Source organism: Sporosarcina sp. FSL K6-3457, from assembly GCF_038007285.1.
GTDB lineage: Bacteria > Bacillota > Bacilli > Bacillales_A > Planococcaceae > Sporosarcina.
Map to the genome: position 1 here is coordinate 1 of NZ_JBBOWX010000001.1, position 24,349 is coordinate 24,349.

23 protein-coding genes and 1 other annotated feature are annotated in these 24,349 nt (G+C 43.7%); of the genes, 22 read left to right on the forward strand and 1 reads right to left on the reverse strand.

All coding sequences use genetic code 11. From position 1 onward, the window contains the following. Positions 1-425 precede the first annotated feature (425 nt). The 8 genes from N1I80_RS00005 to trpA all read left to right on the forward strand — a co-directional run bounded on the left by N1I80_RS00005 (position 426) and on the right by trpA (position 8,830). Positions 426-971 carry a sigma-70 family RNA polymerase sigma factor gene (locus N1I80_RS00005; protein ID WP_340735943.1) on the forward strand — a complete coding sequence of 182 codons (546 nt, stop codon included), beginning with the start codon at positions 426-428 and terminating at the stop codon, positions 969-971. Continuing rightward, a complete protein-coding gene (locus N1I80_RS00010; protein ID WP_340735944.1) occupies positions 964-2,274 on the forward strand; it encodes a DUF4179 domain-containing protein in 1,311 nt (436 codons plus the stop codon). The genes N1I80_RS00005 and N1I80_RS00010 overlap by 8 nt, the downstream gene beginning before the upstream one ends. Before the next feature lie 139 nt (positions 2,275-2,413). Further along, positions 2,414-2,745, forward strand: a binding site (T-box leader). A 263-nt stretch (positions 2,746-3,008) separates the two neighbouring features. Then, positions 3,009-4,382 carry an anthranilate synthase component I gene (trpE, locus tag N1I80_RS00015; RefSeq protein ID WP_340735945.1) on the forward strand — a complete coding sequence of 458 codons (1,374 nt, stop codon included), beginning with the start codon at positions 3,009-3,011 and terminating at the stop codon, positions 4,380-4,382. 39 nt (positions 4,383-4,421) lie between these two features. Continuing rightward, positions 4,422-5,453 (forward strand): anthranilate phosphoribosyltransferase, encoded by a 1,032-nt coding sequence (trpD, locus tag N1I80_RS00020; protein WP_340735946.1) that lies wholly within the window; start codon positions 4,422-4,424, stop codon positions 5,451-5,453. Continuing rightward, positions 5,450-6,238: an indole-3-glycerol phosphate synthase TrpC gene (gene trpC, locus N1I80_RS00025; protein WP_340735947.1), complete on the forward strand. Its 789-nt coding sequence runs from the start codon at positions 5,450-5,452 to the stop codon at positions 6,236-6,238. The genes trpD and trpC overlap by 4 nt, the downstream gene beginning before the upstream one ends. Continuing rightward, a complete protein-coding gene (locus tag N1I80_RS00030) occupies positions 6,235-6,852 on the forward strand; it encodes a phosphoribosylanthranilate isomerase (protein WP_340735948.1) in 618 nt (205 codons plus the stop codon). The genes trpC and N1I80_RS00030 overlap by 4 nt, the downstream gene beginning before the upstream one ends. Further along, complete coding sequence (gene trpB / locus N1I80_RS00035; protein WP_340735949.1) at positions 6,852-8,045, forward strand: tryptophan synthase subunit beta; 1,194 nt, start codon at positions 6,852-6,854, stop codon at positions 8,043-8,045. Before N1I80_RS00030 ends, trpB begins: the two co-directional genes overlap by 1 nt. Then, positions 8,042-8,830 carry a tryptophan synthase subunit alpha gene (gene trpA / locus N1I80_RS00040; RefSeq protein ID WP_340735950.1) on the forward strand — a complete coding sequence of 263 codons (789 nt, stop codon included), beginning with the start codon at positions 8,042-8,044 and terminating at the stop codon, positions 8,828-8,830. The genes trpB and trpA overlap by 4 nt, the downstream gene beginning before the upstream one ends. Before the next feature lie 220 nt (positions 8,831-9,050). On the opposite strand, the gene N1I80_RS00045 is transcribed toward trpA, so the two are convergent. Further along, a complete protein-coding gene (locus N1I80_RS00045; protein ID WP_340735951.1) occupies positions 9,051-9,896 on the reverse strand; it encodes an aminoglycoside N(3)-acetyltransferase in 846 nt (281 codons plus the stop codon). Positions 9,897-10,186: 290 nt separating this feature from the next. Here N1I80_RS00045 and N1I80_RS00050 point away from each other — a divergent pair, with 290 nt between their 5' ends. The 14 genes from N1I80_RS00050 (at position 10,187) to N1I80_RS00115 (ending at position 24,342) form a co-directional block, all read left to right on the forward strand. Further along, entirely contained in the window at positions 10,187-11,161 is a 975-nt protein-coding gene (locus N1I80_RS00050) for a DUF4003 family protein (RefSeq protein ID WP_340735952.1), read from the forward strand. Between the two features lie 292 nt (positions 11,162-11,453). Further along, positions 11,454-12,470: an ABC transporter ATP-binding protein gene (locus N1I80_RS00055; protein ID WP_340735953.1), complete on the forward strand. Its 1,017-nt coding sequence runs from the start codon at positions 11,454-11,456 to the stop codon at positions 12,468-12,470. After that, positions 12,457-13,389, forward strand: a complete 933-nt coding sequence (locus tag N1I80_RS00060; protein WP_340735954.1) for an ABC transporter ATP-binding protein — start codon at positions 12,457-12,459, stop codon at positions 13,387-13,389. The genes N1I80_RS00055 and N1I80_RS00060 overlap by 14 nt, the downstream gene beginning before the upstream one ends. Positions 13,390-13,395: 6 nt before the next feature. Then, positions 13,396-14,358 (forward strand): oligopeptide ABC transporter permease, encoded by a 963-nt coding sequence (opp4B, locus tag N1I80_RS00065; RefSeq protein ID WP_340735955.1) that lies wholly within the window; start codon positions 13,396-13,398, stop codon positions 14,356-14,358. Between the two features lie 35 nt (positions 14,359-14,393). Then, the gene (locus tag N1I80_RS00070; RefSeq protein ID WP_340739930.1) at positions 14,394-15,296 is read left to right on the forward strand and encodes an ABC transporter permease; all 903 of its coding nucleotides are present in this window, start codon (positions 14,394-14,396) and stop codon (positions 15,294-15,296) included. A gap of 18 nt (positions 15,297-15,314) precedes the next feature. Beyond that, positions 15,315-17,162, forward strand: coding sequence for an oligopeptide ABC transporter substrate-binding protein (opp4A, locus tag N1I80_RS00075; RefSeq protein WP_340735956.1), 1,848 nt, complete (start codon positions 15,315-15,317; stop codon positions 17,160-17,162). 166 nt (positions 17,163-17,328) lie between these two features. Next, complete coding sequence (locus N1I80_RS00080; protein ID WP_340735957.1) at positions 17,329-18,252, forward strand: S66 peptidase family protein; 924 nt, start codon at positions 17,329-17,331, stop codon at positions 18,250-18,252. 19 nt (positions 18,253-18,271) lie between these two features. Continuing rightward, positions 18,272-19,438 (forward strand): mandelate racemase/muconate lactonizing enzyme family protein, encoded by a 1,167-nt coding sequence (locus N1I80_RS00085; protein ID WP_340735958.1) that lies wholly within the window; start codon positions 18,272-18,274, stop codon positions 19,436-19,438. Beyond that, positions 19,377-20,303 carry a C40 family peptidase gene (locus N1I80_RS00090; RefSeq protein WP_340735959.1) on the forward strand — a complete coding sequence of 309 codons (927 nt, stop codon included), beginning with the start codon at positions 19,377-19,379 and terminating at the stop codon, positions 20,301-20,303. Before N1I80_RS00085 ends, N1I80_RS00090 begins: the two co-directional genes overlap by 62 nt. 367 nt (positions 20,304-20,670) lie before the next feature. After that, positions 20,671-20,973: an urease subunit gamma gene (gene ureA, locus N1I80_RS00095; protein WP_340735960.1), complete on the forward strand. Its 303-nt coding sequence runs from the start codon at positions 20,671-20,673 to the stop codon at positions 20,971-20,973. Between the two features lie 18 nt (positions 20,974-20,991). Then, positions 20,992-21,360, forward strand: coding sequence for an urease subunit beta (ureB, locus tag N1I80_RS00100; RefSeq protein ID WP_340735961.1), 369 nt, complete (start codon positions 20,992-20,994; stop codon positions 21,358-21,360). Next, positions 21,357-23,072: an urease subunit alpha gene (ureC, locus tag N1I80_RS00105; RefSeq protein WP_340735962.1), complete on the forward strand. Its 1,716-nt coding sequence runs from the start codon at positions 21,357-21,359 to the stop codon at positions 23,070-23,072. Before ureB ends, ureC begins: the two co-directional genes overlap by 4 nt. A 93-nt stretch (positions 23,073-23,165) precedes the next feature. Beyond that, the gene (locus N1I80_RS00110; RefSeq protein ID WP_340735963.1) at positions 23,166-23,660 is read left to right on the forward strand and encodes an urease accessory protein UreE; all 495 of its coding nucleotides are present in this window, start codon (positions 23,166-23,168) and stop codon (positions 23,658-23,660) included. Further along, a complete protein-coding gene (locus N1I80_RS00115; RefSeq protein ID WP_340735964.1) occupies positions 23,602-24,342 on the forward strand; it encodes an urease accessory protein UreF in 741 nt (246 codons plus the stop codon). Before N1I80_RS00110 ends, N1I80_RS00115 begins: the two co-directional genes overlap by 59 nt. Positions 24,343-24,349: the final 7 nt, after the last annotated feature.

A 24,349-nucleotide genomic window follows, 5' to 3' on the forward strand; every position in this document is an offset into this window, starting at 1 on the left:
TATACAAAGTGCAAGAGTGCCCGAAATTGCATCTTCGGGCACTTACTCCTTATAGAAAAAGTCATCTATTCTTTTCTTTCCAAGCAACTGCATTTTTCACTTGAACGTTGTAGGTACGCGACAGGCAACTATTCATAACAGGATGACCGAAAAGGGTAGCTAGAAATGACGAAGTCGTTTCTAGCCATCCTTGCTCCCGGGGGAGGAAGGAACTGCAATTCCTCCTTGGTAATTATGTCTTGACTATTTCACCGAAAGCGAACCGGGAATGATTTAGTGAAAAAGGTGGTTTTCGAGCCTTTACTTACCTGTGATTTATACAATTAAATGGTTAATCAACAGACGTGATAGAACATATCTTTAATGGTTTTGAAACGTTTTCCATACGTTGTTTGTCTAACAGATAGGAAGGGAGGGACAACGGATTGTCACATATTAAAAAAGTACAACGTGCAAAAAAAGGAAATCATAAGGCGTTTCAAGAGTTAATGGAAGAAGAAAAAGACAAACTTTATAAAATGGCTTATATGTATACAAAAAACAAGGCAGATGCATTGGAGGTTTTTCAAGAAACAACTTATAAAGCTTTGGTATCCATTAAAAACCTTAAGGATGAACGGTATTTTTCAACATGGCTATCACGCATTCTTATAAACACAGCCATAAATCTTATAAACAAAAGGAAAAGAATTATACCAATGGAGAAGGAACTGTTGGAAGAAAAGATGGTTCCCTATTACCCCGATGAAGAAGATCACGATTTACTTCAGGCGGTTATGGAATTGGAGGAAAAATATAAAACGGTTTTAATTCTTCGATTCTACAAAGATTTCACCGTTAAGCAAATTGCTGATACATTTAAGCAAATTGCTGATACATTGGACTGTCCGGAGGGAACAGTGAAAACAAACATCCATCGTGGTGTTAACTTGTTAAAAGAAAAATTGAAGGAGGAGTGTGCAAATGAATAATAATCAATGGCCAGATTTAAAAAAGGAAATGGATCGAATTGAAGTTCCAACAGAATTATCCGCTATTATTACGAATACGGTGAATGAAAATCGAGCGAAAAAGTCAAAGAAGAAAGTAGCTTTTTATTTCCTAAGTGCGGCAATATTAGGTTTTGGATTGTTTATAGGGTCGGCGAGTATTTCTCCTGCTATGGCTAAAATTGCATCTACGATTCCGATTATCGGTACTTTTTTTAATGATTCGATGGATGAGGGCTTGAAGATTGCCGGAAAAAAGGGGTTAACGCAGGTTGTTGGCCAATCTTCAAAGGATAATGGAATTACGATAACGATTGATGAAGTTTTTTATGATGGTACTCGTTTTACAATTGGTTACACGCAAGAGTCACTGTTTGCGATTGGTGAGATTGAGCGTCCTACAATTGAAGTGGATGGGAAAGAAATTAATTTTGCTTCTGGTTATTCTGGAGATTTTATCACACCGCAAAAGTATAAGGGGACGATAAATATTACGCCAACTGAGGAGTTACCGATTGCATTTGACATGAACATACGAATTGACGCGATTGGTGTGATTCCTGGCAACTGGGCATTCGATTTTCCGGTGAAACAATCGAATGAAGTGACAGTGGTTGAGCCGCGATTGGTAAAAACGATTGAAGGGATAGACGTTGAAATTCGTTCTCTAAAACTTGGCCCTGCTGGAACCGATCTCACGGTGAGAACAGTAAGAGATGAAGGTGATGTTGAACTCGATCCATTCTTTTTGGACTTTTATGTGATTGATGACGCAGGAAATGTATTGGATATGGTAGGTGGAAGTGGGAGTGGAGATACTGAAAATGGAAAAGAAATTGTGGAGCAAAAATTTCTTTATTCACCTTTAAAAGAAGGAAGCAAGAAAGTCAGGGTTGTTCCTTACATCATACCAGTGTCCGAAAAAGGCTGGGAAGCGGTGACTGTACCTTTGGATGAACAAACTGTTCCTTTTGTCGTCGATCAAGGGGAGTTTGGGAGGATTGTTGTGACAAAGGTGGTTCATCAACAAGATAAAATTGTTATGTATTACGATCTTCAAACGGATGAGATTATTGATAATGTACTTTCAAGAAATGCATTGGGGCTAGAGGATGCCGAAGGAAATAGTTTATGGTCAAAAGACGGAGTATTGGCAGAACGCATTGAGGGGAAATCTTATAAACAGGAATTTGAGACGAGCGGGAAGAATGGTTTGCAAATTAAAACGTATAAGTTTCCAAAGACGATTATGTATGAGGAATTTAACATTGATATTCCAAATTGAAATAGGGGATTCTGAAAAGGTTGACAATTGCGTGTTCATGTACTACGATAAGAATAACTTTTTTGTTCAAAGACGGGCAGAAGGTACCGATAGCGGTGCCGCCCACGGATAGATGAGTCGAGATGAGAAGAGCATAGCTGAGAAATTGTTGAATAAGAAGAGTAGCATAGGTGCGCGATCCAAGAGAGTCAGTGGATGGTGAAAACTGATTCGCAGCCGATGTGAATGGGCTTATGAGAGTTCCTTTGAGTCACTTTTCAAGGGAGACGTGTATCCCGCGTTACGGGATGTGTCTTATTAACTTGCTGAAGCAAGTTAAAGCCTCCGGCGGATGTCCCAGATTTTGAATTGAGCTCTTCTCAATTCAAAATCTGGACGCAATTCGGCCAAGGCGTTATTGATTTAGACACGCTAAGTGGAAGCAATCATGCTTCAATTAGAGGTGGCAACGCGGTTTATTCCGTCCTCTGCAATTGGATTTTTATGTCCTTTTGCAGAGGGCTTTTTTATTTTTATTCAGCAGAAGTTCAAATGCCTGCTGAATAAAAATTAAAGGAGGGCAACCAAAGAACGCCACATCCTGTGGCAAAGGTTGCATGACCGACATCCTGTCGGCCTGCGGATGTCACAGATTTTGAGGGGAGTTAATTGAGCAAGCTCAATTCAAAATCTGGACGCAAATACGCCAAGGCGTATTTGATTAAAATTAAATAGAGTAGATGAGGAGAGATGAGATGAGTACAGGACAGAAGAGTTTGCGGACGACGATGAAGAAGGTTAATGGTGATTCCCTTACCCCGATTTTGATTTTTAGAAAGATGCAGGGGGAGCGTAAGTTTTTACTGGAAAGCTCCTCGAAGCATGAGGGGTCTGGACGTTATTCGTTTATGGGGATGGATCCGTTGAAATGCTATAGCGGACGGGACGGCAAGATTGAAGAGCATGTTTACGCGACGGGGAAGAAGTATAGCCATGAGGGCGATTTGTTTGTGCTGTTGAAACGTTTGATGCCGCAGATTACGGATGATATCGATTTTCCATTCACAGGCGGTGCAGTTGGTTATGTTGGATATGGGGCGGCGCGGGATGGCGGCCAGCGTACAGAAGAGGATTTAGGGTTCCCTGATGTCAATTTCAATATCTATGAAACAATCGTTATTTTTGATCATGTGTTGAATGAAGTGACATTGTTACACACGGAAATTAATGAGGTACAAAGTGTGCCTGATTTGGATGCATTAGCAGACAGTATGTTGGCGGGGCCGGAAAAGGAGGATTCTACTTTTGAAATCTCTGACTATACAAGCTCGGTAACGCAACAACAGTTTGAAGAGTTAGTGCGTGAAGCGAAAGGTTATATAGAAAATGGTGAAGTGGAGCAAGTTGTGTTATCGAGAAGGATGGTGGCGGATTTCAAGGGAGATCCTTTTTCATTGTATCGCAAGCTTAGAAAGCGCAATCCATCCCCTTATATGTATTATATGGAATTCGATGATCATGTCGTGGTGGGGACATCTCCAGAAAGCTTGGTCCGTGTGTCAAATGGTAAAGTGATGACGAATCCGATTGCGGGGACACGGCGACGAGGCCAAGACAAGGCAGAAGATGTGGCACTTGAAAAAGAGTTGCTGGCAGATCCAAAAGAAGTTTCGGAACACGATATGCTGGTGGAGCTGGGGCGCCATGATATGGAGAAAATATGTGTAGCCGATTCGGTTGCTGTTACGAGCTATATGGAAGTGGTGCGTTATGAGCACGTCATGCATTTAGTATCGGAAGTAGAAGGAACTTTATCGCCCGTGCTCCATTCCTTGGATGCACTAAGTACATGTTTACCAGCAGGCACAGTAACGGGAACGCCGAAAATACGGGCGATGGAATTGATTGACGAATTGGAGCAAATGGATCGAGGCATTTATGGCGGGGCCATTGGGTATATCGGTTTTAATGGCAATATGGATTTTGCATTGACGATTCGCACGATGATTGTGCGGGATGGCAAAGCATATGTGCAGGCAGGTGCAGGGATTGTTGCAGCATCGGATCCGACAGCAGAATACATGGAAACAGTTAATAAGGCCCGTTCGTTGTTGGAAGTTGTCAACTAAATCATGCGTTTAGCAGAGAAGAGCAGAGGAGAGATTGAGATGAGAGAGATTGTGAGAAAAGTAGAGTTAGGGAACCATTTGATGTATGAGGAAATGTTGGAAGCGGCGAACCTAATTTTTGATGAACAGACGGATTCACAGGATATTGTTGACTTCCTCGTAGCGTTGTCACGTAAAGGAGAGACAGCTCATGAAGTGGCAGCACTTGCATTTGTTATGAAATCACACGCTGTTCAACTATCCGTTCCTGAAGGTGTCTATATGGATAACTGCGGAACAGGTGGGGATGGCTTGAACAGCTTTAATATTAGTACAGCATCAGCCTTTGTATTAGCAGGCGCAGGTGCATTGGTTGCCAAGCATGGTAACCGGAAAATTTCCAGTGCAGCGGGGAGTTCTGATGTGTTAGAAGAACTAGGAATTCGTTCTGATTTCAGTAAGGAAGAAACGGCTGAATTGCTCCGTCAAGAAGGTATCACCTTTCTTCATGCACCACAGGTTCATCCGAAAATGAAACGAATTGGTGCCATTCGACAGCAAATAGGTAAGCCAACTATTTTCAATTTAGTGGGACCTTTGACTAACCCGATTCCATTAAAAACACAGTTTACAGGTATTAATCGTCCTGACTTCACGATGGATTATGCAACGGTTCTGCGGATGCTTGGCAGGGAACGTGCGATTGTTGTATCAGGTGCAGGTGGCATGGATGAGGCGTCACTTGCGGGGCAAAATATTTTCGTCCTATTGGATAAAGGTGATCTTATTCCATTTTCATTGACAGCAGAAGATGTTGGGTTGACGTCTGCCCCTGCATCGGCGATTCGTGGTGGAGATGCTAAAGAAAATGCGGCTATTATCCGTACTGTTTTTCAAGGGCAACGTGGTCCACATTTCGATACGATTGTGTTCAATGCTGGCATTGGGCTATTTGCCAATGGGCAGGCTGGAACGATACAAGAAGGCGTTAAACAGGCGACGGAAAGTATTTTATCGGGCAGGGCATTACAAAAATTACAAGCAGTCGTGACATATAGCGAACAAATTGGACAAAGGACGGTGGCAAAATGACCATTTTAGATAAAATTTTACAACAAAAGCATCATGAAGTGCAGCAGCTGTTAACACAACAAACTGTCCAACAAGAGAACCGGCCATCGCGCCCGTCTTTATTCGACAAATTATATCAATCAAAACATTTGCAGGTCATTGCGGAAATGAAGCGCGCCTCACCTTCGAAGGGATTGATTGCGGAGGGGGCTGATCCTGTTGCACAGGCCGTTATTTATGACAAAGCAGGTGTTGCATGCATTTCAGTGCTGACGGATGCTCACTTTTTTAAAGGTTCGTTTGATGATTTAGCGGCTGTTGCAGACGCTGTTCCAACTCCGCTGTTATGCAAGGACTTTATGATTCATAGTGTGCAAATTGACAGGGCAAAGAATGCGGGTGCCTCGGTGATTTTGTTGATTGTTGCGGCACTCACAGACGAAGAGTTGTCCGCCCTTTATGCATATGCAGTGGCAGCAGGTCTGGAAGTACTGGTGGAGGTGCATGACGAGGCGGAGCTGAAACGCGCGCTTGCGCTAGATGCCAAGCTGATTGGTGTCAATAATCGAGATCTCCGTACATTTGAGGTAGATTTGCAGCGTACAGAAGAAATTGCAGCGCTGTTTCCGTTCCATGAAGAGCGCGTTCTCATTAGTGAAAGTGGTATTTGGCAAGCAGAAGACGCGCTGCGCGTAGCTAAAGCAGGTGCTAGTGCAGTGCTTGTTGGTGAATCATTAATGCGTAGCGACTCAGTTGCTGAGGCGATCCAATCATTACAAGTGGCTACACAAGGGGTGGTTCGATGACGAAAGTGAAAATTTGCGGATTGATGGAGCAGGAGCATGTCAAAGTGGCTGTCGATGCAGGAGCAGATGCGATTGGTTTCGTATTTGCTCCGAGTCGGCGACGCGTGACGATTGAGGAAGCGCAGAAGTTGGCGCGGGATATCCCATCCGGGGTTCTAAAAATTGGTGTGTTCGTTGATGCTTCGGCTGAGGAAATTGAGGAAACATATCGGCAAGTACCGCTCGATATTATCCAATTTCATGGAGATGAAAGTGCAGAATTCATTAAAAAAATCGGACTTCCTTCCATTAAAGTGTTATCAGTTCGCAGTGATGAAGATGTGAAGAGTGCAACTCAATATGAGGCGGATTATTTTTTGTTTGATACACCTGGAACAGATTTTAAAGGTGGCAGTGGCATGACCTTCGATTGGGCACTGATGAATAACGTTGGCATACAGGCTGATCGGGTTATTCTTGCAGGTGGATTGAATACAGAAAATGTTGGTGAAGCGATTCGACGTGTGAAGCCCCATATGGTAGATGTGTCGAGTGGTGTGGAAAAATTGAAGCGAAAAGATAGCCACTTGATTCGTGCATTTATTCAAGCGGTTAGGGATGAGGGGCGATTGTGATGGTAAAGGAATTGAAGACGGGGCGGTATGGGAAATTTGGTGGGCAATTTGTGCCGGAAACATTAATGACGGCATTGCTAGAATTGGAGCAAGCGTATGACGAGGCAATCGTAGATCCAGCTTTCATGGATGAAGTGAATCATTATTTAACAGATTTTGTAGGGCGTGAGACACCGCTTTATTTCGCGGAGAGACTGTCGAAGCAGGCAGGTGGCGCGAAAATCTATTTGAAACGGGAAGACCTGAATCATACAGGTGCCCATAAAATTAATAATACGATTGGGCAGGCATTGCTTGCAGTCCGCATGGGCAAAAAGAAGATTGTAGCAGAAACAGGAGCGGGGCAGCATGGTGTGGCGACGGCGACTGTCTGTGCACTGTTTGACCTTGAATGTGTAATTTTTATGGGAGAAGAAGATATTCGTAGACAGGAATTGAACGTTTTTCGCATGGAATTGCTTGGCGCGACAGTCGTTTCGGTTGATAAAGGTGGTGGAACACTTAAGGATGCCGTTAATGAAGCACTGCGTTACTGGGTAGCTAATGTGGAAGATACACATTACATTTTGGGTTCAGCCCTCGGTCCACACCCATTCCCGAAAATTGTGCGTGATTTCCAGCGTGTGATTGGTGTGGAAACGAGAAAACAAATCGTGGAGAAAACAGGGCGTCTGCCAGATGCAATAGTGGCGTGCATTGGTGGCGGGAGCAATGCGATTGGTATGTTCCATCCATTTTTGGACGATGAAGAAGTAGCGTTGTACGGAGTGGAAGCGGCAGGAAGTGGATTGGGAACGGGACTGCACGCGGCTGCCATTTCGGATGGTAAAGAAGGTGTTTTGCACGGAGCGTATATGTATGTACTGCAAGACGCGGATGGATTTATACAGGAAGCACATTCGATTTCCGCAGGGCTTGATTATCCAGCTGTTGGACCAGAGCATTGCCATTTGCATGATATTGGTCGCGTCAAGTATACAGCGGTGACAGATGCAGGAGCATTGGAAGGTTTGCAGCTGTTAGCGAAATTGGAAGGTATCATTCCAGCATTGGAAAGCGCACATGCCGTGCAGTATGCAGTTGAATTGGCAGGTCAGATGAGTGAGGAGGAAGTTCTTGTAATTTGCTTATCTGGTCGTGGTGATAAAGATGTTCAAACGGTGCGAGATGCTTTGGGAGGTGGAGTGAAATGACGAAAAAGATTCTATCAGATGCCATCAATGCTTGTGTTGAACGTGGCAATAAAGCATTTGTCCCATATATTATGGCGGGAGATGGTGGGATGACGGCGTTGAAGGAGCAGATTTTATTCCTTCAGGAAGCAGGCGTGACGGCGATTGAACTTGGCATTCCCTTTTCGGATCCAGTGGCGGATGGCCCGGTCATTCAGGAAGCGGGAGAACGGGCACTCAGCTCTGGGGTAACGCTTCGCAAGGTGTTGAAAGAACTTACTTTGTTTATCGATGAAGTGACAGTTCCGTTAGTCATCATGAGCTATTTGAATCCGATTTTAAGCTATGGCATCCCTGAATTTGTTAAGGATTGCGGTGACAGTGGGGTTCGTGGTCTGATTGTTCCAGATTTGCCGCTTGAGGAAAATGATTTGCTGCGGGATGCACTGGCTGATTCTGAAATTGCACTTATTCAGCTCGTATCGTTAACAAGTCCGCCGGAACGGATACAGAAAATTACGGCAGCAGGAGAAGGCTTTATTTACGCGGTAACAGTGAATGGAATTACGGGTGTGCGCGATGGTTTTGGTGATGAACTGCAAGCGCATTTGGAGGGACTCAAGGCAGTTAGTCCAGTCCCAGTGCTTGCTGGATTTGGAATTTCGACGCCTGAACAGGTACAATCGATTGGCGCTTTTGCCGATGGTGTGATTGTAGGTAGTGCAATTGTGGACGCATTTCATCGTGGGGATTTGCCGATGGTGGCGGCATTGGTGAAGGCGGCGGAGAAAGAAGTTTATAGTTGAAATAAAATGCCTCTCCACACATGCGGAGAGGCGTTTTATTGTTGGGGTAGTTTAGTTTTATGAAAAGGTATCCGAGTTTCCGTCCAGGGTGTCCCAGTTTCGGAAAAAGGTATCCGAGTTTTCATCCGCGGTGTCCCGGTTTCGGAAAAAGGTATCCGAGTTTTCGTCCACAGTGTCCCGGTTTCTGAAAAAGGTGTTCGAGTTCGCCCTCCGACGTAGCTTAGTTTCTATTTTGATCTTCAAGCATAGCTTCCGCCATTCTTTTCTTCGTAATCCAGCCTGATCCGAAATCGATAAGGGGTTTCATCGGCATGATTTTACAAGTGGCTTGTCCTAATAAGCCATGGATGCCTAAATCGGGATTTATTTTTTCGAATGCCTTGACGAGTTCTGGGAACATGTCAGAGTCAAGATAAGCCATTTCGTAAGTTGCCCAAACTCGTTTGCCATTTTGTAACATAGCAGCACCATCTGAAGAAGTTGTTAGTCCTGGTGCAAGATATTCGGCTAGATGAAGAGCTGTGCACGTATCATAATCGACACCAATCATCACAATTTTCACATCTGCCCCCAACATTTTTCCAAGTGGCGAAGTCATGCCAAATGAGTCATATAGGGAATGCTTATCCATCCAGTTTTCCGCATGTTGACCCCACGCTATAAAGGAGTGGGCGGGATGATCACTTCGAATCGTTTCGGGATGCCGGTGGAAACATTCGGCGATTTTCCCCATACCCCGCAGATTTGTGAGGTGTGGATTATAGGCAGGCAGAGATTGGCGAATGGATTCGTGCCATTCCTCGGGTACAGGTGGAAGTCTCCAGTAAGACGGATCCGAATTATCCGCGGATTGTGCCGGCATAACAATCGTCCCGGTACGAGTGACTGTTTCCATAAGTGCTTCGACAACGGCTTGTGTCCCTCCTGCAATCCAACCCATCGACCTGAGGGATGAATGAACGATGATATTGTCACCGGTCTTGATCCCAAGTGTGTGAAGTTGCTGTTGTAATGTGTTCGTAGATTGAAATGTATGTGTGTGCCGAATAGTGTTAAGTTCGCTCATTTTGAATCACCCAATTCTTTAAAGTATGTGTAGCATAGCAATTGTCACTAGGTTCGACAAGTCAATACTTTTCGACAGGGAGGAATTGAGCTTCTGCTGATGCAAAACAATTATGCCTCGACTTAATTGCGTCCAAATTTTGAATTGCGCTTACGCAATTAATTCCCTTCAAAATTTGTAATATCCGCCGGAGGCTCAATTTGCCTCGGCAGGATATTTGAGCTTCTGCCGAGGCAAATTGAAACTTTTTTCCTTTATGAACCGTACATATATTAAAGGAGTTGGTCGGATTGGATACGAATGTGATAAGACGGGAAGTCGAAACGACATATGACAAAGTGAAATCATTGGCGGGGTGGGCGGTGGATAAGACCGTCGTGCTGACAATTACATCGTATTATGTTACATCCGAGCGCGAATTTGATGCGGTTAGTTTAAACAGGTCGATGGATGCGTTAAAAAGTAGGACGGGCTGGCTTTCTCCGCTACGCGGCAATCTCCTTCCTATGATGGCAGCATTTCTCAACCAACCCGGAACTGTGATAGACGAGGAAGTAGATCGTTTGTTTGCGAAGCAGCAAGTTCTAAAAGGAGTCGGTTTCCGCAATACAATCCATTCGTATTTGGCGGCACTTCTCATGACAAACGATCAAGAGCTGTATGAAAATGAAGCGCGGCAGGCGAAGAGGCTGTATGACGCTATGAAAAAACAACATTTCTTCCTAACGTCTGACGATGATTACGCTTATGCGGTGTTGCTTGGAAAAAGAGGCGCTGATCCAGTTGAACATGCTAAGTCAATGCGTACATATTACGATGCGTTACGCACAGAGGGATTCCGTTCGGGTAATGAATTGCAATGGTTGTCCCAGGTCATGACGTATGTGCATATTGAATTCAATCCAAGTCTTGTAGCTAGAGCGACGGAAGTGCTTACTCATTTCAAGCGAGAGACCAAAGTGCGACCTGTTCATTATCCAATGATTGGTTTTCTGACTGTATTTGGAATTGGGGATGCGGAGTTGAAAAAGATTGTTGAATTGACGCACGTATTGGAGGCATCTAAGCCTTTTAAATGGAACAGGGAGATGGCTTTATCAATCGGTCTTGGCTACAGTATGCATGAATTAACAGAGGATGTAGAGGAAGCAAATATCAGTCTCGCAACATCTGTGGAATTGATTTTGCAAGCGCAGCAGGCTGTGATGGCTGCGACAATTGCGGCCATGGCGGCATCGTCAGCAGCGAACTCGGCGAATACTTAATATTTATTTTGAAAAAAAGACTTTATCCAAATCGGAAAGAGTCTTTTTTGTGTTTTGAAAGAAAAATTTAATTTATTTTTCGAAATAGATTTTAAATATTACGGTTTATGAAACGCTTTCATAGCAACGTTTGTAACTTGTTTGTCATATATGAAATATTTGAAGGATTTGATATTCTAGAAAAATAGTATTGTCAACTTTGTAATTGTATAGTATATTGGGGCAAGTGATTTAATCAGAAAATTTAATATTGACAGATTGTGAGTTTGAATAACGCAAGGAGGAAGTCGTCTTGGCAAACCCAGTATTGAAAATTGAGAATCTCCGCACATCATTTCGGATTAAAGATGACTACTATGCTGCAGTCGATGGCGTATCATTGACGGTTGAAAAAAATGAGTTGTTGGCCATCGTTGGAGAGTCGGGTTGTGGGAAGAGCGCATTGGCTTTTTCGATAATGGGTCTACACAGCAAAGCAAAGGTAGAAGGTAATATTCATTTTAAAAATCATAACATTGCCAATATTTCACCCACTAAGTTGAATGAATTGCGTGGTAAGGAAATGGGCATGATTTTTCAAGATTCACTTTCTGCGTTGAATCCATTAATGATTATCGGTGACCAAATTGGTGAAATTATTTATATTCACAATACGAAGCTTTCGAAACAAGATCGAAAAAAGCGAGTTCTTGACCTGCTAAACAAGGTTGGGATTGTGCGTCCGGAATTGACGTATGACCAGTTCCCTCATGAATTATCGGGTGGGATGCGACAACGGGTTGTCATCGCAATGGCGATGGCCAATGAACCCGAGTTACTCATTGCAGATGAGCCAACGACGGCATTGGACGTAACCATTCAATCGCAAATCCTCGATTTATTGAAAGAGTTAAAAGAGGATAGCCAAGCAGGAATTATCTTGATTACGCATGATTTAGCTGTTGTTGCTGAGATGGCCGACCGGGTAGCGGTGATGTATGCAGGGCAAATTGTTGAACTTGCAGACGTCTATACATTATTCGAAAATCCGCTGCATCCTTATACGCGGTCATTGCTAAATTCAGTTCCCCATGCTAGTGAAGTCCAATCTGAACTCCATGTCATTGAGGGGATTGTTCCATCACTGCAAAAGCTAGAGCGTGAAGGTTGTCGATTTAGTCCAAGAATTCCGTGGATAGATAGCTCAGCGCATGAAAAAAATCCAGTCTTACACGAGGTAAGTCCTGGGCACTTTGTACGCTGTACTTGTTATCAGCATTTTAGCTTCCCTGAAAAAAGCAAGGAGGATCAGCACCATGTCGTTTCTTGAAGTCAAAGATTTAAAAGTCCATTTCCCTATTCAGGGGGGCATACTTGGCAGAACTGTCGATCACGTTCGGGCAGTTGATGGTGTGTCGTTTGCCATTGAAAAAGGAAAAACCTATGGACTTGTTGGTGAATCGGGGTCTGGGAAAACAACGACTGGGCGGGCAATCATCGGGTTAAATAAAATTACTTCGGGTCAGGTTCTTTTTGAGGGGCAAGATATTACAAATTTACGCCGTTCAAAAATGGATGCACGTCGTGATATCCAGATGATTTTCCAAGATCCTTATTCTACATTGAATCCCAAAAAGCGAGTATTTGATATTGTCTCCGAGCCGCTTCGTAACTATGAAAGCCTATCAAAAGGTGAAGAGAGAAAGCGTGTTCAAGAGCTATTGGAGCTTGTTGGATTGAGTCCTGAAAGTATCCATAAATATCCGCACGAATTCTCGGGTGGGCAGCGTCAACGAATTGGTATTGCACGAGCAATTGCTTTGAAACCAAAACTAATTATTGCGGACGAGCCTGTGTCGGCTCTTGACGTATCTGTTCAGGCGCAGGTCTTGAATTTTATGCAGGAGATTCAGAAGGAGCTAGGACTAACATATCTATTCATTAGTCATGACCTTGGAATCATTAGGCATATGTGTGACCGCATTGGCATTATGTATAAGGGACGTTATGTTGAGGAAGGAACACCAGATGATATCTTTAACAATCCTCAGCATATTTATTCTAAACGGCTTGTCGCGGCAATTCCTGATATTGACCCTCGGAAACGTGAGCAACAATCACAATTCCGCCAACAAGTAAAACAAGAGTATGAGCAGTCCTATAACGACTATTTCGATGACTTGGGCTTAGCCTATAATTTACAGCCAGTATCGGACACACATTTAGTGGCTCTGCCTGGGAGAGGGTGAATAATTATGTGGAAATTCACTGTACGTCGAATTGGAATTATGATTCCACAAATCGCGTTGCTAAGTATTTTGGTCTTTATCATGGCAAAAATGATGCCTGGAGATGCGTTAAGTGGTTTAATCGACCCGGCTATTCCGCAAGAAGCGATGGAAGCCATGCGCGAAAAATTAGGGATAAATAATCCTTGGTATGTTCAGTATGTGGATTGGATTAAAGGAGTTATGGTAGGCGATTTTGGACAATCATTTCGTTTTAAAATGCCAGTTACTGAACTAATCGCTCAACGAATGGCCAATACATTTTGGTTGTCTCTAATGACGTTATTCTTAACGTATCTGATTGCGATTCCTCTTGGGATTACAAGTGGTCGTTTTAACGATACGTGGGGTGACCGTTTAATAACTGGTTATACGTACTTAGGATTTGCTGCTCCGTTATTTATATTTGCATTAGTGATGCTCTGGATATTTGGTTTTAACCTTGGTTGGTTCCCTACAGGAGGGAGTGTAAAGCCAGGTCTGACACCAGGGACATTCGAATATGTTGTCAGTAAGATTCAGCATCTAATGCTACCTTCCTTGTCAATGGCACTGATTGCAACAGTTTCGACCGTTCAGTATTTACGCAGTGAAATTATTGATACAAAACAGAAGGAATTTGTTGTGACGGCAAGGGCGAAGGGCGCATCTGAATCACGGGTCTATAACCACCATATTTTACGGAACTCCTTGTTGCCGATTGCTGCTTTCTTTGGCTATGAAATTACGGGACTAATTGGTGGAACAGTCTTTATTGAAAGTATCTTTGGTTATCCAGGGATGGGCCGACTATTCTTAGAATCTATTACATTACGTGACTTTAGTGTAGTAACCGCCGTAGTTATCATATTTGGAGTAGCTGCCATTGTAGGTGCATTGCTGTCAGATATTATATTAAGTATTGTGGACCCACGCATTCGCATAAAATAAGAACTCGATAGACTTTGAGGTGATTAAGGTTGGAAATGAAAGTTGCTCAATTACCCGATAATGCCCAGAGTGATGAGAGAAGTCCGTCTGGTTGGTACATTATTTGGCGTGAAATCGTCCGCGATAAATTGGCCTTAGTGTCATTAATTTTTCTTATACTGATTGTAGCGTTTGTCTATGGTATATCACTATTTTTAGATCAAAGTGAGATTGTTAGGGTCGATTTGTTCTCTATTCATAAGCCGCCATCCGAGCAATTTTGGCTGGGGACGGATCATGGTGGACGAGATGTTTTCGGACAACTGATTATAGGGACAAGAAATTCACTGTCGATTGGTATTCTTGTAACAGTCATGACAGGTATCATTGGAATTTTCCTTGGATTGGTCGCCGGTTATTTTGGTGGGAAAATTGACAATATTATAATGCGAACAGTAGACTTTTTCATGATTTTACCGTTCTTAATGATTGTTATTGTATTTGTATCTGTTATGCCGAAGTATTCGATTTTGTCGTTCTCCTTGATTATGACAGCCTTTTTATGGATGGGGAAAGCCAGGATTATACGTTCGAAGGCTTTACAGGAAAGGGAACTGGACTATGTTCAGGCTTCCAAGACACTTGGTTCCTCACATTTTAAAATTATGTTTACACAAGTATTACCAAATTTAAGTTCTATTATTATTGTGACAATGACCTTGAACTTAGCGGCAAATATTGGTTTAGAATCTGGTCTGTCCTTTTTAGGATTTGGTTTCCCAGAAAGTACACCGAGTCTTGGAACGCTTGTGAGTTACGCAAGAAACCCGCAAACGTTGGAATTTAGATGGTGGATTTGGTTACCCGCATCATTACTAATTTTAGTACTGATGTTGAGTATAAATAATGTTGGTCAAGCGCTTAAACGTGCGACTGACGCAAGGCAAAGAAGAGGATAAGAAAGGGGAGATTTTGATATGGTTGGGAAGAAAAGTGCAAGTAAAGTTTTGTTCGCAATGCTACTTGTTTTACTACTTGCTTTAGCTGCTTGTAATAAAACCGAGGATGCAAAGCCAGCAGATTCAGGCGACAAGCCGGAGGATAAGCCAAAAGAAGAAACACCAAAAGAGGAAGAGAGTGGCGACAAGCTCTATTCTATCGATGATTTTAGCAATATCAAAACAAACGAAGGTTCAGCAATCGAAGGCGGTTCGTTTACGTACGGACTTGTTTCAGATACGGCTTTTGAAGGAACGTTGAACTTTAATTTCTATTCTGGTAATCCTGACGTAATGGTTCTTAATTGGTTTGACGAAGGATTCCTAACATGGGATGCAAACTACGTGTACACAAATGATGGTGCAGCGACATACAAAACATCAGAAGATGGTCGTACATTTACATTCACGATTAAAGACAATGTAAACTGGCATGATGGTCAGCCGGTTACAGCAGAAGACTGGCTATTTGCACACGAAGTGCTAGCACATCCTGATTATGATGGACCACGTGCTGGAGATGTTTTGAACATTGAAGGTATGGCAGAATATAAGGCTGGCACAGCAGATACGATTTCTGGCATCGAAGTTGTCAATGATAAAGAATTGAAAATTACGTATTTAGAAGCAACACCATCATTGATCACAGGTGGAATTTGGACGTATCCACTTGCGAAGCATATCTTTGGTGATATGGCAGTAGCAGATATTTCATCTTCTCCAGAAGTACGTCAAAATCCAGTTGGCTTTGGTCCGTTTAAAGTAGACACAATCGTACCAGGTGAGTCTGTTACTTATGTGAAAAACGAAGACTACTGGCGTGGGGCTCCAAAGCTTGACACAGTTACGTTGAAAGTTATCAATCCAAACGTTGTTGTTCAAGCATTGGAAAAAGGTGAAGTCGATACAGTAAGTGCATTCCCAGTAAACCAATATCCAGAGAATGCAGATATGGCAAACGTTGAGTTCCTCGGCAGAGTAGACCGTGCGTATTCATATGTTGGATTTAAATTGGGTACATGGGATGAAGAAAACAAAGTTGTAAAATACAATCCAGAAGCAAAAATGGCTGATAAAAACTTGCGTAAGGCAATGTGGCATGCAGTAGACAATAACGCTGTAGGTGACAGATTCTATCACGGTTTACGTTGGGCTGGTACGACGCTAATTCCACCATCTCACCCAGAATTCCACGATGCAACGAACCCAGGTGCTGCGTATGATCCTGAGTTAGCGAAGCAAATGCTAGAAGACGCTGGTTTTGTAGACGTGGATGGCGATGGTTTCCGTGAAGATAAAGACGGTAACGAATTAGTAATGTCTTACGCTTCGATGTCAGGTGATGACATTGCTGAGCCATTGGCGCAGTACTACATCCAAGCATGGGAAGCTGTAGGCTTGAAAGTAGAATTATTAGATGGTCGTCTACATGAGTTCAATAGCTTCTATGATCGCGTAGGTAACGGTGGAAAAGACGATCCTGCTGTTGACATTTATGCTGGTGCATGGGGCGTAGGGATTGATGTTGACCCAAGTGGATTATATGGAAGCAATGTATTGTATAACTTCTCACGTTGGGCAAATGAAGATAATGATCGCTTGCTAGCAGCAGGTATTTCTGAAGATGCATTCGATGTTGAAAAACGTAAAGCAATTTACAACGAGTGGCAAGCACTAATGGTGGAGGAAGTTCCAGTATTCCCGACACTATACCGTTCTGAGGTTGTACCGGTGAATAACCGTGTATTGAACTATTCAATCGGCGATGGAACAGGTATGTACCGTAATGAAATTGCAGTAACACAAGATACACCGATTGCTAAGTAATAAGTTGTAATAGGTTCGCCTGTGAGGGAGATAGTTCCCTCGCAGGCTATTTTTGTGTTAAATCGGGCAAGGCATAATTACGGGGGAATAGGGCGTATGATAAACTGGTGATAGATGGGCTGAACGAAGAGAATCTGGATAGGATTGTAGAAGGGAAGGAACAGTTATGAAAATACGACCACAGCGTTTACAACAAGGAGATACGATAGGGATTATTGCACCAGCAGGTCCGCCGAATGAAGAGTTTTTGGAGCGTTCGCTTGCTTTTTTAGAGCAGCTTGGTTTGAAATGGAAGTTTGGAAAAAGTGTGAAAAATGTTCATGGTTATCTTGCGGGAACGGATGAGGAGCGCTTGGATGATTTACATGACATGTTTGAAGACTCGTCAATTAAAGGGATTATATGTGCGAAAGGTGGATACGGTTCAGCGCGCTTTGCCGATAAAATTGACTATCAATTGATGCAGGAAAATCCAAAAATATTTTGGGGATTTAGCGATATCACATTTTTACATACGGCGATGGGCTTGTATTCGAACTTAGTTACGTTTCATGGGCCGATGTTGGCGACGAACGTTGGGAAGGAATCATTCGATGAACTGTCCGCGAAGATGTTTCAACAGTTGTTTGAGCCGATGGAGCTTCATTATACGGAGGCGATTGGGCCTCTTGAAACAGTGACGGGCGGTATGGCGCAAGGTGAACTGGTTGGTGGGAATTTGTCTTTATTGGCAAGTGGAATTGGTACGAAGTTTGAAGTGAATACGAAGGGGAAGCTGTTGTTTATCGAAGATATTGGTGAGGAGCCTTATCGTGTCGATGGTTTACTCAATCAATTGCGGCTAGCTGGCAAATTGGATGATGCGGTAGGAATCGTTGTCGGTGATTTCGCAAATGCAGAACCGAAAAAAGGTCAGCTGTCATTGACACTTGATGAGGTGTTCGATCATTACTTTGGCAATCTTGGAAAGCCCGTTGTGAAGGGGTTCAAAATTGGCCATTGCGAGCCGCATTTTGCGATTCCGCTCGGCGTGAGTGCGAGGTTGGATGCAGACAGTCGGACGTTGACAGTTTTACCTGGCGTGGAGTAAAAGGAAAGGGGAATGAGCGATGCACATCCGTTCTATTGAAACCATTGCGGTAACGATACCACTTGTGAAACCTTTTAAAACGGCGCTTCGGACAGTTCATACAGCTGATGCGGTTTATGTGAAAGTGACTTGTGATAACGGACTTGTTGGCTGGGGAGAGGCGGTGCCAACGCATGTCATTACGGGAGATTCGGTGGGGAGCATTACCTACGCTATTGAAGAGGTGATAGCTCCCCAGCTGATTGGACTTGATATTCGACAACGTGAAGTGGTATTCCATACACTCAGCCGGTCAATCGTACGTAATACGAGCGCCAAAGCAGCAGTGGATATGGCTATCTATGATTTGTTTGGCCAATTGGCGGGGGTGCCATTGTATCAATTGCTTGGGGGCTTTCGTCAGGCAATCGACACGGATTTTACGGTTAGTGTGAGTGATTGTGTGGAAATGGCGGACGACGCGGAACGTTATGTGGCGAACAGCTTCAATGTGTTAAAAGTGAAGGTGGGCATTGGGAAAATCAGTGAAGATATTGCACGCATTCGGGCGATACGTCAGCGTGTTGGGGGTGCCCCTAAAATTCGCCTTGACGCGAATCAAGGGTGGCAGCCGAAAGAGGCAGTCCGTGCGATTCGATTATTGGAAGATGCAGGGCTCGATATTGAATTGATTGAACAGCCGGTGCTTGCTGACGATATAGAGGGTTTAAAATATGTAACGGACAATACACTGACGCCAATTATGGCGGATGAAAGTGTCTTTTCGGCAAGGGACGCGTTACGGGTTCTTCAATTGCGTGCAGCGGATTTGATTAACATTAAGCTGATGAAATCGGGCGGTATTCATAGGGCATTGACTATTAATACGCTGGCACAATCGTATGGTGTAGAGTGTATGGTCGGTAGCATGATTGAGACGAAGCTTGGAGTTACAGCAGCGGCACATTTTGCGGCAAGTCAGCCGAATGTTACTCGTTTTGATTTAGATGCACCGCTGATGTTAGCGCAGGATATTATTGCTGGCGGGATTGTTTACGAAGGAAGGACCATTCATCTTCCTAAAACACCTGGGCTTGGACTAGATGCTAGGCGAATGGAGCTCATCGGGAAGGAGGCGGAGGGCAGTGAACACGTGGTATTGTGCGGTCCCGGTAGCGACGATGTGGACGTCACCCGAATCTGTTAGGGACATTGACCGGGCTGGACTAACAAATCCAGTTCGGTTAACAAAGTGGCTAGAGCAGCTATCGTTCGAAGTGCGTCTGGATCTGTATGAGGGGAATCGAGTGCAGACGCAATTATTGTATGGGGAACCGGTTATTGTTGAGGAAACTCAGGGAGATTGGGCAAAAGTGATTGCTGTTTGGCAGCCGTCAAAAAAAGATGAGCGTGGCTATCCGGGGTGGGTGCCGCTTGTGCAGTTGAAAGAGGCGCGGCCGGTTCGTGCGCAAGGGTTTGTCAAAGTGACTGCAGGAAAAGCGCAGCTTTGGCATGTGGATGGTTCGCCTTCTATCGTGATTCCATTTAATGTGATACTGCCATATATGGATGAGTGGTCGAATGATACAGTACGTGTTTGTACACCAGACGGGGAGGCATTGTTACTGAATCAGGATGTGGAAAAAGCTCCATCCATTCACCAATTTACCAAGAGGCCTGTTGCGGACGCTGTAGACAAGGGGCTTGCTTTCCTCGATGTTTCCTATTTATGGGGAGGAATGTCCTCGTATGGCTATGATTGTTCTGGATTCACCTACAATATGTTGAAGGCGTGTGGTTATTTCATTCCACGAGATGCAGACGAACAGGCATGCGGTAGCCAGGTGATTCCGTTGGACAATCCGGCGCATTGGAAAAAGGGAGATCTTCTTTTCTTTGCTAATGATGAAGGGAAAGGTACTATTCGGCATGTCGGGTTTTATTATGGCGATGGGGTGCTTTTGCATGCACCGTCGACGGGAAAATCGGTTGAGCTGTTGAAACTTCAAGGATCCGATTTGGCAAGAGACCTTTGTGCTGTTCGGCGTTACGGGGTGAAGTTTCATGAATGAGAGAAAATGACTTAGTCGTTCCGTATAGGACGGTTTTTTTGTTTGGTAAAAGTTACTTATGGGTAGATTAATGAAGTATGTATCAATGAAATAACATCAGAAAGAAGTCGTTTAGAATTGCGGAAATGTTGAAGAAACAGAATGAATCCTTTATAATAGGACAGTCATCTACAATCCTCGACAAAATTCGACATAATCTACTTCAACCCACTCCAAATGGGTTCCGATCAACAGGACGCTTGTCCTAATTTGCATGTTCTTGCAGACACTAAAAACAGACAACTAGTTAAGGAAGCATACGAGAAAAATCTAGCAGAATGAACTGTTGCTTGGTTTATTTATTAAACAAAAAAAGAGGTGCTTTGAATTGAAGTTATCACCAGTTGAACAGGAGAAATTATTGTTACACGTTGCGGGAGAATTGGCTATTAAGCGTAAAGAACGTGGGGTTAAGTTAAATTATCCAGAAGCTGTGGCGCTAATCTGCCACTACATTATGGAGGGGGCGCGTGATGGCAAGACCGTTGCGCAACTTATGAGTGAGGGGAAGCATGTGTTAACGGTTGAAGACGTTATGGAAGGTGTCGGCGACATGATTAGCGATGTGCAGATTGAATGTACATTCCCAGATGGAACAAAACTTGTGACGGTTCACCGTCCAATTCAATAAGAAGAGGAGGCTTCAATAATGATTCCAGGAGAAGTTAAAACCGCTGAAGGCATAATTGAAATAAATTTCGGGCGTCCAGTGAAGACAGTGCGTGTCGCCAATACGGGAGACCGTCCGATACAAGTTGGATCTCATTTTCACTTTATCGAAGTGAATAAGGCGCTCGAATTTGACCGTGAATCAGCAGTTGGCATGCACTTGAATATTCCATCAGGTACGGCTGTACGCTTTGAACCGGGTGAAGAAAAGGAAGTCGAGTTAGTGGAGTTTGGCGGAAAACGTCACGTATTTGGATTGAATAATTTAACTGATGGTTCGACACATAATGTTGGTGAAATCTTAGATAGAGCAGCTGAAGCAGGATTTAAAGGAGCCGAAGATAAATGAAAGTAACACATGATCAATATGCGAAAATGTTTGGCCCAACAGTTGGTGATAAAGTGCGTCTTGCCGATACAGACCTGTGGATTGAAATTGAAAAAGATTATACGTATTACGGTGATGAAGGTGTGTTTGGTGGAGGGAAATCACTCCGCGTCTCGATGGGGCAAAACGGTAAAAATGTTCGTGACGAGGGTGTTCTCGACACGGTTATTACGAACGTTATGATTATTGACCATACGGGTATTGTAAAAGCCGATATCGGGATTAAAGATGGTCGTATTATTGGTGTCGGAAAAGCAGGAAATCCACTTGCAATGGACGGCGTAGATCAGGATATGATCATTGGTGTTGGAACGGAAGTCTATGCTGGCGAAGGGTTAATCGCAACAGCGGGTGCCATTGACACGCATATTCACTTAATCAGTCCTCAGCAAGTTGAAACGGCTCTTAATGCAGGAACAACGACATTTATCGGTGGTGGAACAGGCCCAGCAGCCGGTTCAAAGGCTACAAGTTTGACAGCAGGTGCTTGGCATATCCAACGCATGTTGCAAGCAGTCGAAGATATACCGATTAACTTCGGTCTTCTTGGAAAAGGGAGTGCATCTTCTCCTGAGCCGATTATTGAACAAATTCAAGCCGGGGCAATTGGTATGAAAATACACGAAGACTGGGGTGCAACACCTGCTGCTCTTGATCAGAGTTTAACAGTAGCGGACGAGTACGATATCCAGGTGGCGCTTCACTCCGATACGCTTAACGAAGCAGGGTTTGTTGAAGATACAATTAATGCAATTGGCGGCCGGACCATACACATTTTCCATACAGAAGGAGCGGGCGGCGGACACGCACCTGACCAACTGAAATTAGCCTCACATCCAAATATTTTGCCGGCCTCGACGAATCCGACAAAACCGTTCACAACGAATACAATTGACGAGCATTTGGATATGCTGATGGTCTGTCACCATTTGAAACACGATGTACCAGAAGACGTGGCATTCGCAGATTCACGTATCCGTCCTGAAACAATTGCGGCGGAAGATATTATGCAGGATCTTGGTATTCTAAGTATTATGTCCTCTGACTCTCAAGCGATGGGACGCGTTGGTGAAGTAACGATGCGTACGTTCCAAACTGCAGATAAAATGAAAAAACAACGTGGGCCACTTCCACAAGATGAAGGGAAAGATAACGATAATTATCGTGTGAAGCGCTACATTTCAAAATTAAATATCAACCCAGCGATTGCCCACGGTATTAGCCATGAAGTTGGTTCGCTTGAAGAAGGAAAACTTGCGGATATTATCCTTTGGGATCCGGCATTTTTCGGTGTTAAAGCAGAGGTTGTCATTAAAGGTGGAATTGCTGTCTATGCAATGACCGGAGATCCAAACGCGTCTATTCCAACACCGCAACCGATGATGGGTCGCCGTATGTACGGTTTTCACGGGCAAGCTCCACAAAAGGCAGCCATGACTTTCTTACCGAAAATTGCAGTCGAAGAAGGACTTCCTGAATTGCTTGGTTTAAAGAAAATGATTGGTACAGTTAAAAACTGCCGTAATGTTGGTAAATCGGATATGAAACATAACAGTGAAATGCCTAAAATTGATGTGAATCCAGAAACCTATGAAGTGAAGCTTGATGGAGTATTAGCGACATGTGAACCAGTGAGCGTACTTCCGATGGCACAACGTTATTTCTTGTTTTAATAAAATTAAATGTGGTCAAGGGAGGAGGTCGAAATAGTTGAAAGGCTATTTCGACCCCAACCTATTGGACCGACTGACAAAGGAGAATGTTACATGCTGATTACTAAAGTCATTGGTAATATCGGGACGGAAGAAGAAATTTCCGGTAAAAAGACAGAGTGGCTTGAACTTGACTGGGAAGAGTTGAGTAAACGCATTTTGCGACGGGAGACAGATCAAGGTACAGACATTGCGCTATCACTGGAACAGCATACTCATGACCATGATCATGGAGAACATGGCCACCATCATCATGAGCCTCAGACGTTACAATATGGTGATCTTTTATATGAGGACGACGAACGTCGTATCGCTGTGCGCACAAAAATGGAGCCAGTGATTGTTATTAGTCCGAAAAACATGACGGAAATGGGTAAGACGGCTTTCGAACTCGGAAACCGCCATACACCGGCATTAATTGAAGAAAACGAAGTTATTGTGCGTGCAGATCATACGTTGAATAAATTGCTAGATGAAGTGGGTGTCGCATATGAAACAACGGAAAGACGATTCAAACAACCATTCAAATACCGCGGACACTCCCACTGACCTTGCCCTTTTACGCTTAATGCAGATTCACGATTCTGCGTTTCCGATTGGGTCTTTTACGCAGACATATGGAATGGAGACGTACATTCAAGAAGATATCATCCGAACAAAAGAGAATTTGATCGCTTATTGTACGTCGTTTCTCTTTCATAATTTGGTACGTGGGGATGCGATTTTAATTCAAGAAGCGTATGCCGCGGCTCAGGAACAGGATATTGAACGACTTCTCTATTTGGAGCAATTATGCGGAGCTATGAAGCTGGCGAAGGAATCGCGTGAGGCCAGTGTGAAGCTTGGCAGACAGTTCATTAAAACGGTGTCTCCACTAGGAGCGGATGGCTTCCTTGCTGAATGGAAAGCTCGTATCGATTCGCAAGAGATTAAAGGACATTATGCTATTCTTTATGGGATTTATAGTGCGACAACAGGTGTTAGCGTGCGTCATGCGGTCATGACGTATTTGTTTGCATCTTTGAATGGACTCGTCCAAAATGCGGTTCGTGCGGTGCCATTCGGGCAAACGACCGGTGTTGAAGCGACCTATGAGTTGATTGAACAGGTGACGGAAGCTGCGGATTTAGTGTCCACGTTGACGGAAAAGGATATAAGTAATAACGCGTTAGGTATAGAACTTGCTTCGATGAAGCATGAGTATTTGTTCTCAAGATTATTTATTTCATAATGGATTG

Excerpts from the sequence above, each read along its gene's own strand:
- N1I80_RS00030 (WP_340735948.1), top strand. The coding sequence starts at position 6,235 with ATGACGAAAGTGAAAATTTGCGGATTGATGGAGCAGGAGCATGTCAAA.
- ureB (WP_340735961.1), top strand. The coding sequence starts at position 20,992 with ATGATTCCAGGAGAAGTTAAAACCGCTGAAGGCATAATTGAAATAAAT.
- trpB (WP_340735949.1), top strand. The coding sequence starts at position 6,852 with ATGGTAAAGGAATTGAAGACGGGGCGGTATGGGAAATTTGGTGGGCAA.
- opp4B (WP_340735955.1), top strand. The coding sequence starts at position 13,396 with ATGTGGAAATTCACTGTACGTCGAATTGGAATTATGATTCCACAAATC.
- opp4A (WP_340735956.1), top strand. The coding sequence starts at position 15,315 with ATGGTTGGGAAGAAAAGTGCAAGTAAAGTTTTGTTCGCAATGCTACTT.
- trpE (WP_340735945.1), top strand. The coding sequence starts at position 3,009 with ATGAGTACAGGACAGAAGAGTTTGCGGACGACGATGAAGAAGGTTAAT.
- N1I80_RS00070 (WP_340739930.1), top strand. The coding sequence starts at position 14,394 with ATGAAAGTTGCTCAATTACCCGATAATGCCCAGAGTGATGAGAGAAGT.
- N1I80_RS00115 (WP_340735964.1), top strand. The coding sequence starts at position 23,602 with ATGAAACAACGGAAAGACGATTCAAACAACCATTCAAATACCGCGGAC.
- N1I80_RS00010 (WP_340735944.1), top strand. The coding sequence starts at position 964 with ATGAATAATAATCAATGGCCAGATTTAAAAAAGGAAATGGATCGAATT.
- N1I80_RS00085 (WP_340735958.1), top strand. The coding sequence starts at position 18,272 with ATGCACATCCGTTCTATTGAAACCATTGCGGTAACGATACCACTTGTG.
- N1I80_RS00045 (WP_340735951.1), bottom strand. The coding sequence starts at position 9,896 with ATGAGCGAACTTAACACTATTCGGCACACACATACATTTCAATCTACG.
- N1I80_RS00060 (WP_340735954.1), top strand. The coding sequence starts at position 12,457 with ATGTCGTTTCTTGAAGTCAAAGATTTAAAAGTCCATTTCCCTATTCAG.
- N1I80_RS00080 (WP_340735957.1), top strand. The coding sequence starts at position 17,329 with ATGAAAATACGACCACAGCGTTTACAACAAGGAGATACGATAGGGATT.
- trpC (WP_340735947.1), top strand. The coding sequence starts at position 5,450 with ATGACCATTTTAGATAAAATTTTACAACAAAAGCATCATGAAGTGCAG.
- trpA (WP_340735950.1), top strand. The coding sequence starts at position 8,042 with ATGACGAAAAAGATTCTATCAGATGCCATCAATGCTTGTGTTGAACGT.
- N1I80_RS00110 (WP_340735963.1), top strand. The coding sequence starts at position 23,166 with ATGCTGATTACTAAAGTCATTGGTAATATCGGGACGGAAGAAGAAATT.
- ureC (WP_340735962.1), top strand. The coding sequence starts at position 21,357 with ATGAAAGTAACACATGATCAATATGCGAAAATGTTTGGCCCAACAGTT.
- trpD (WP_340735946.1), top strand. The coding sequence starts at position 4,422 with ATGAGAGAGATTGTGAGAAAAGTAGAGTTAGGGAACCATTTGATGTAT.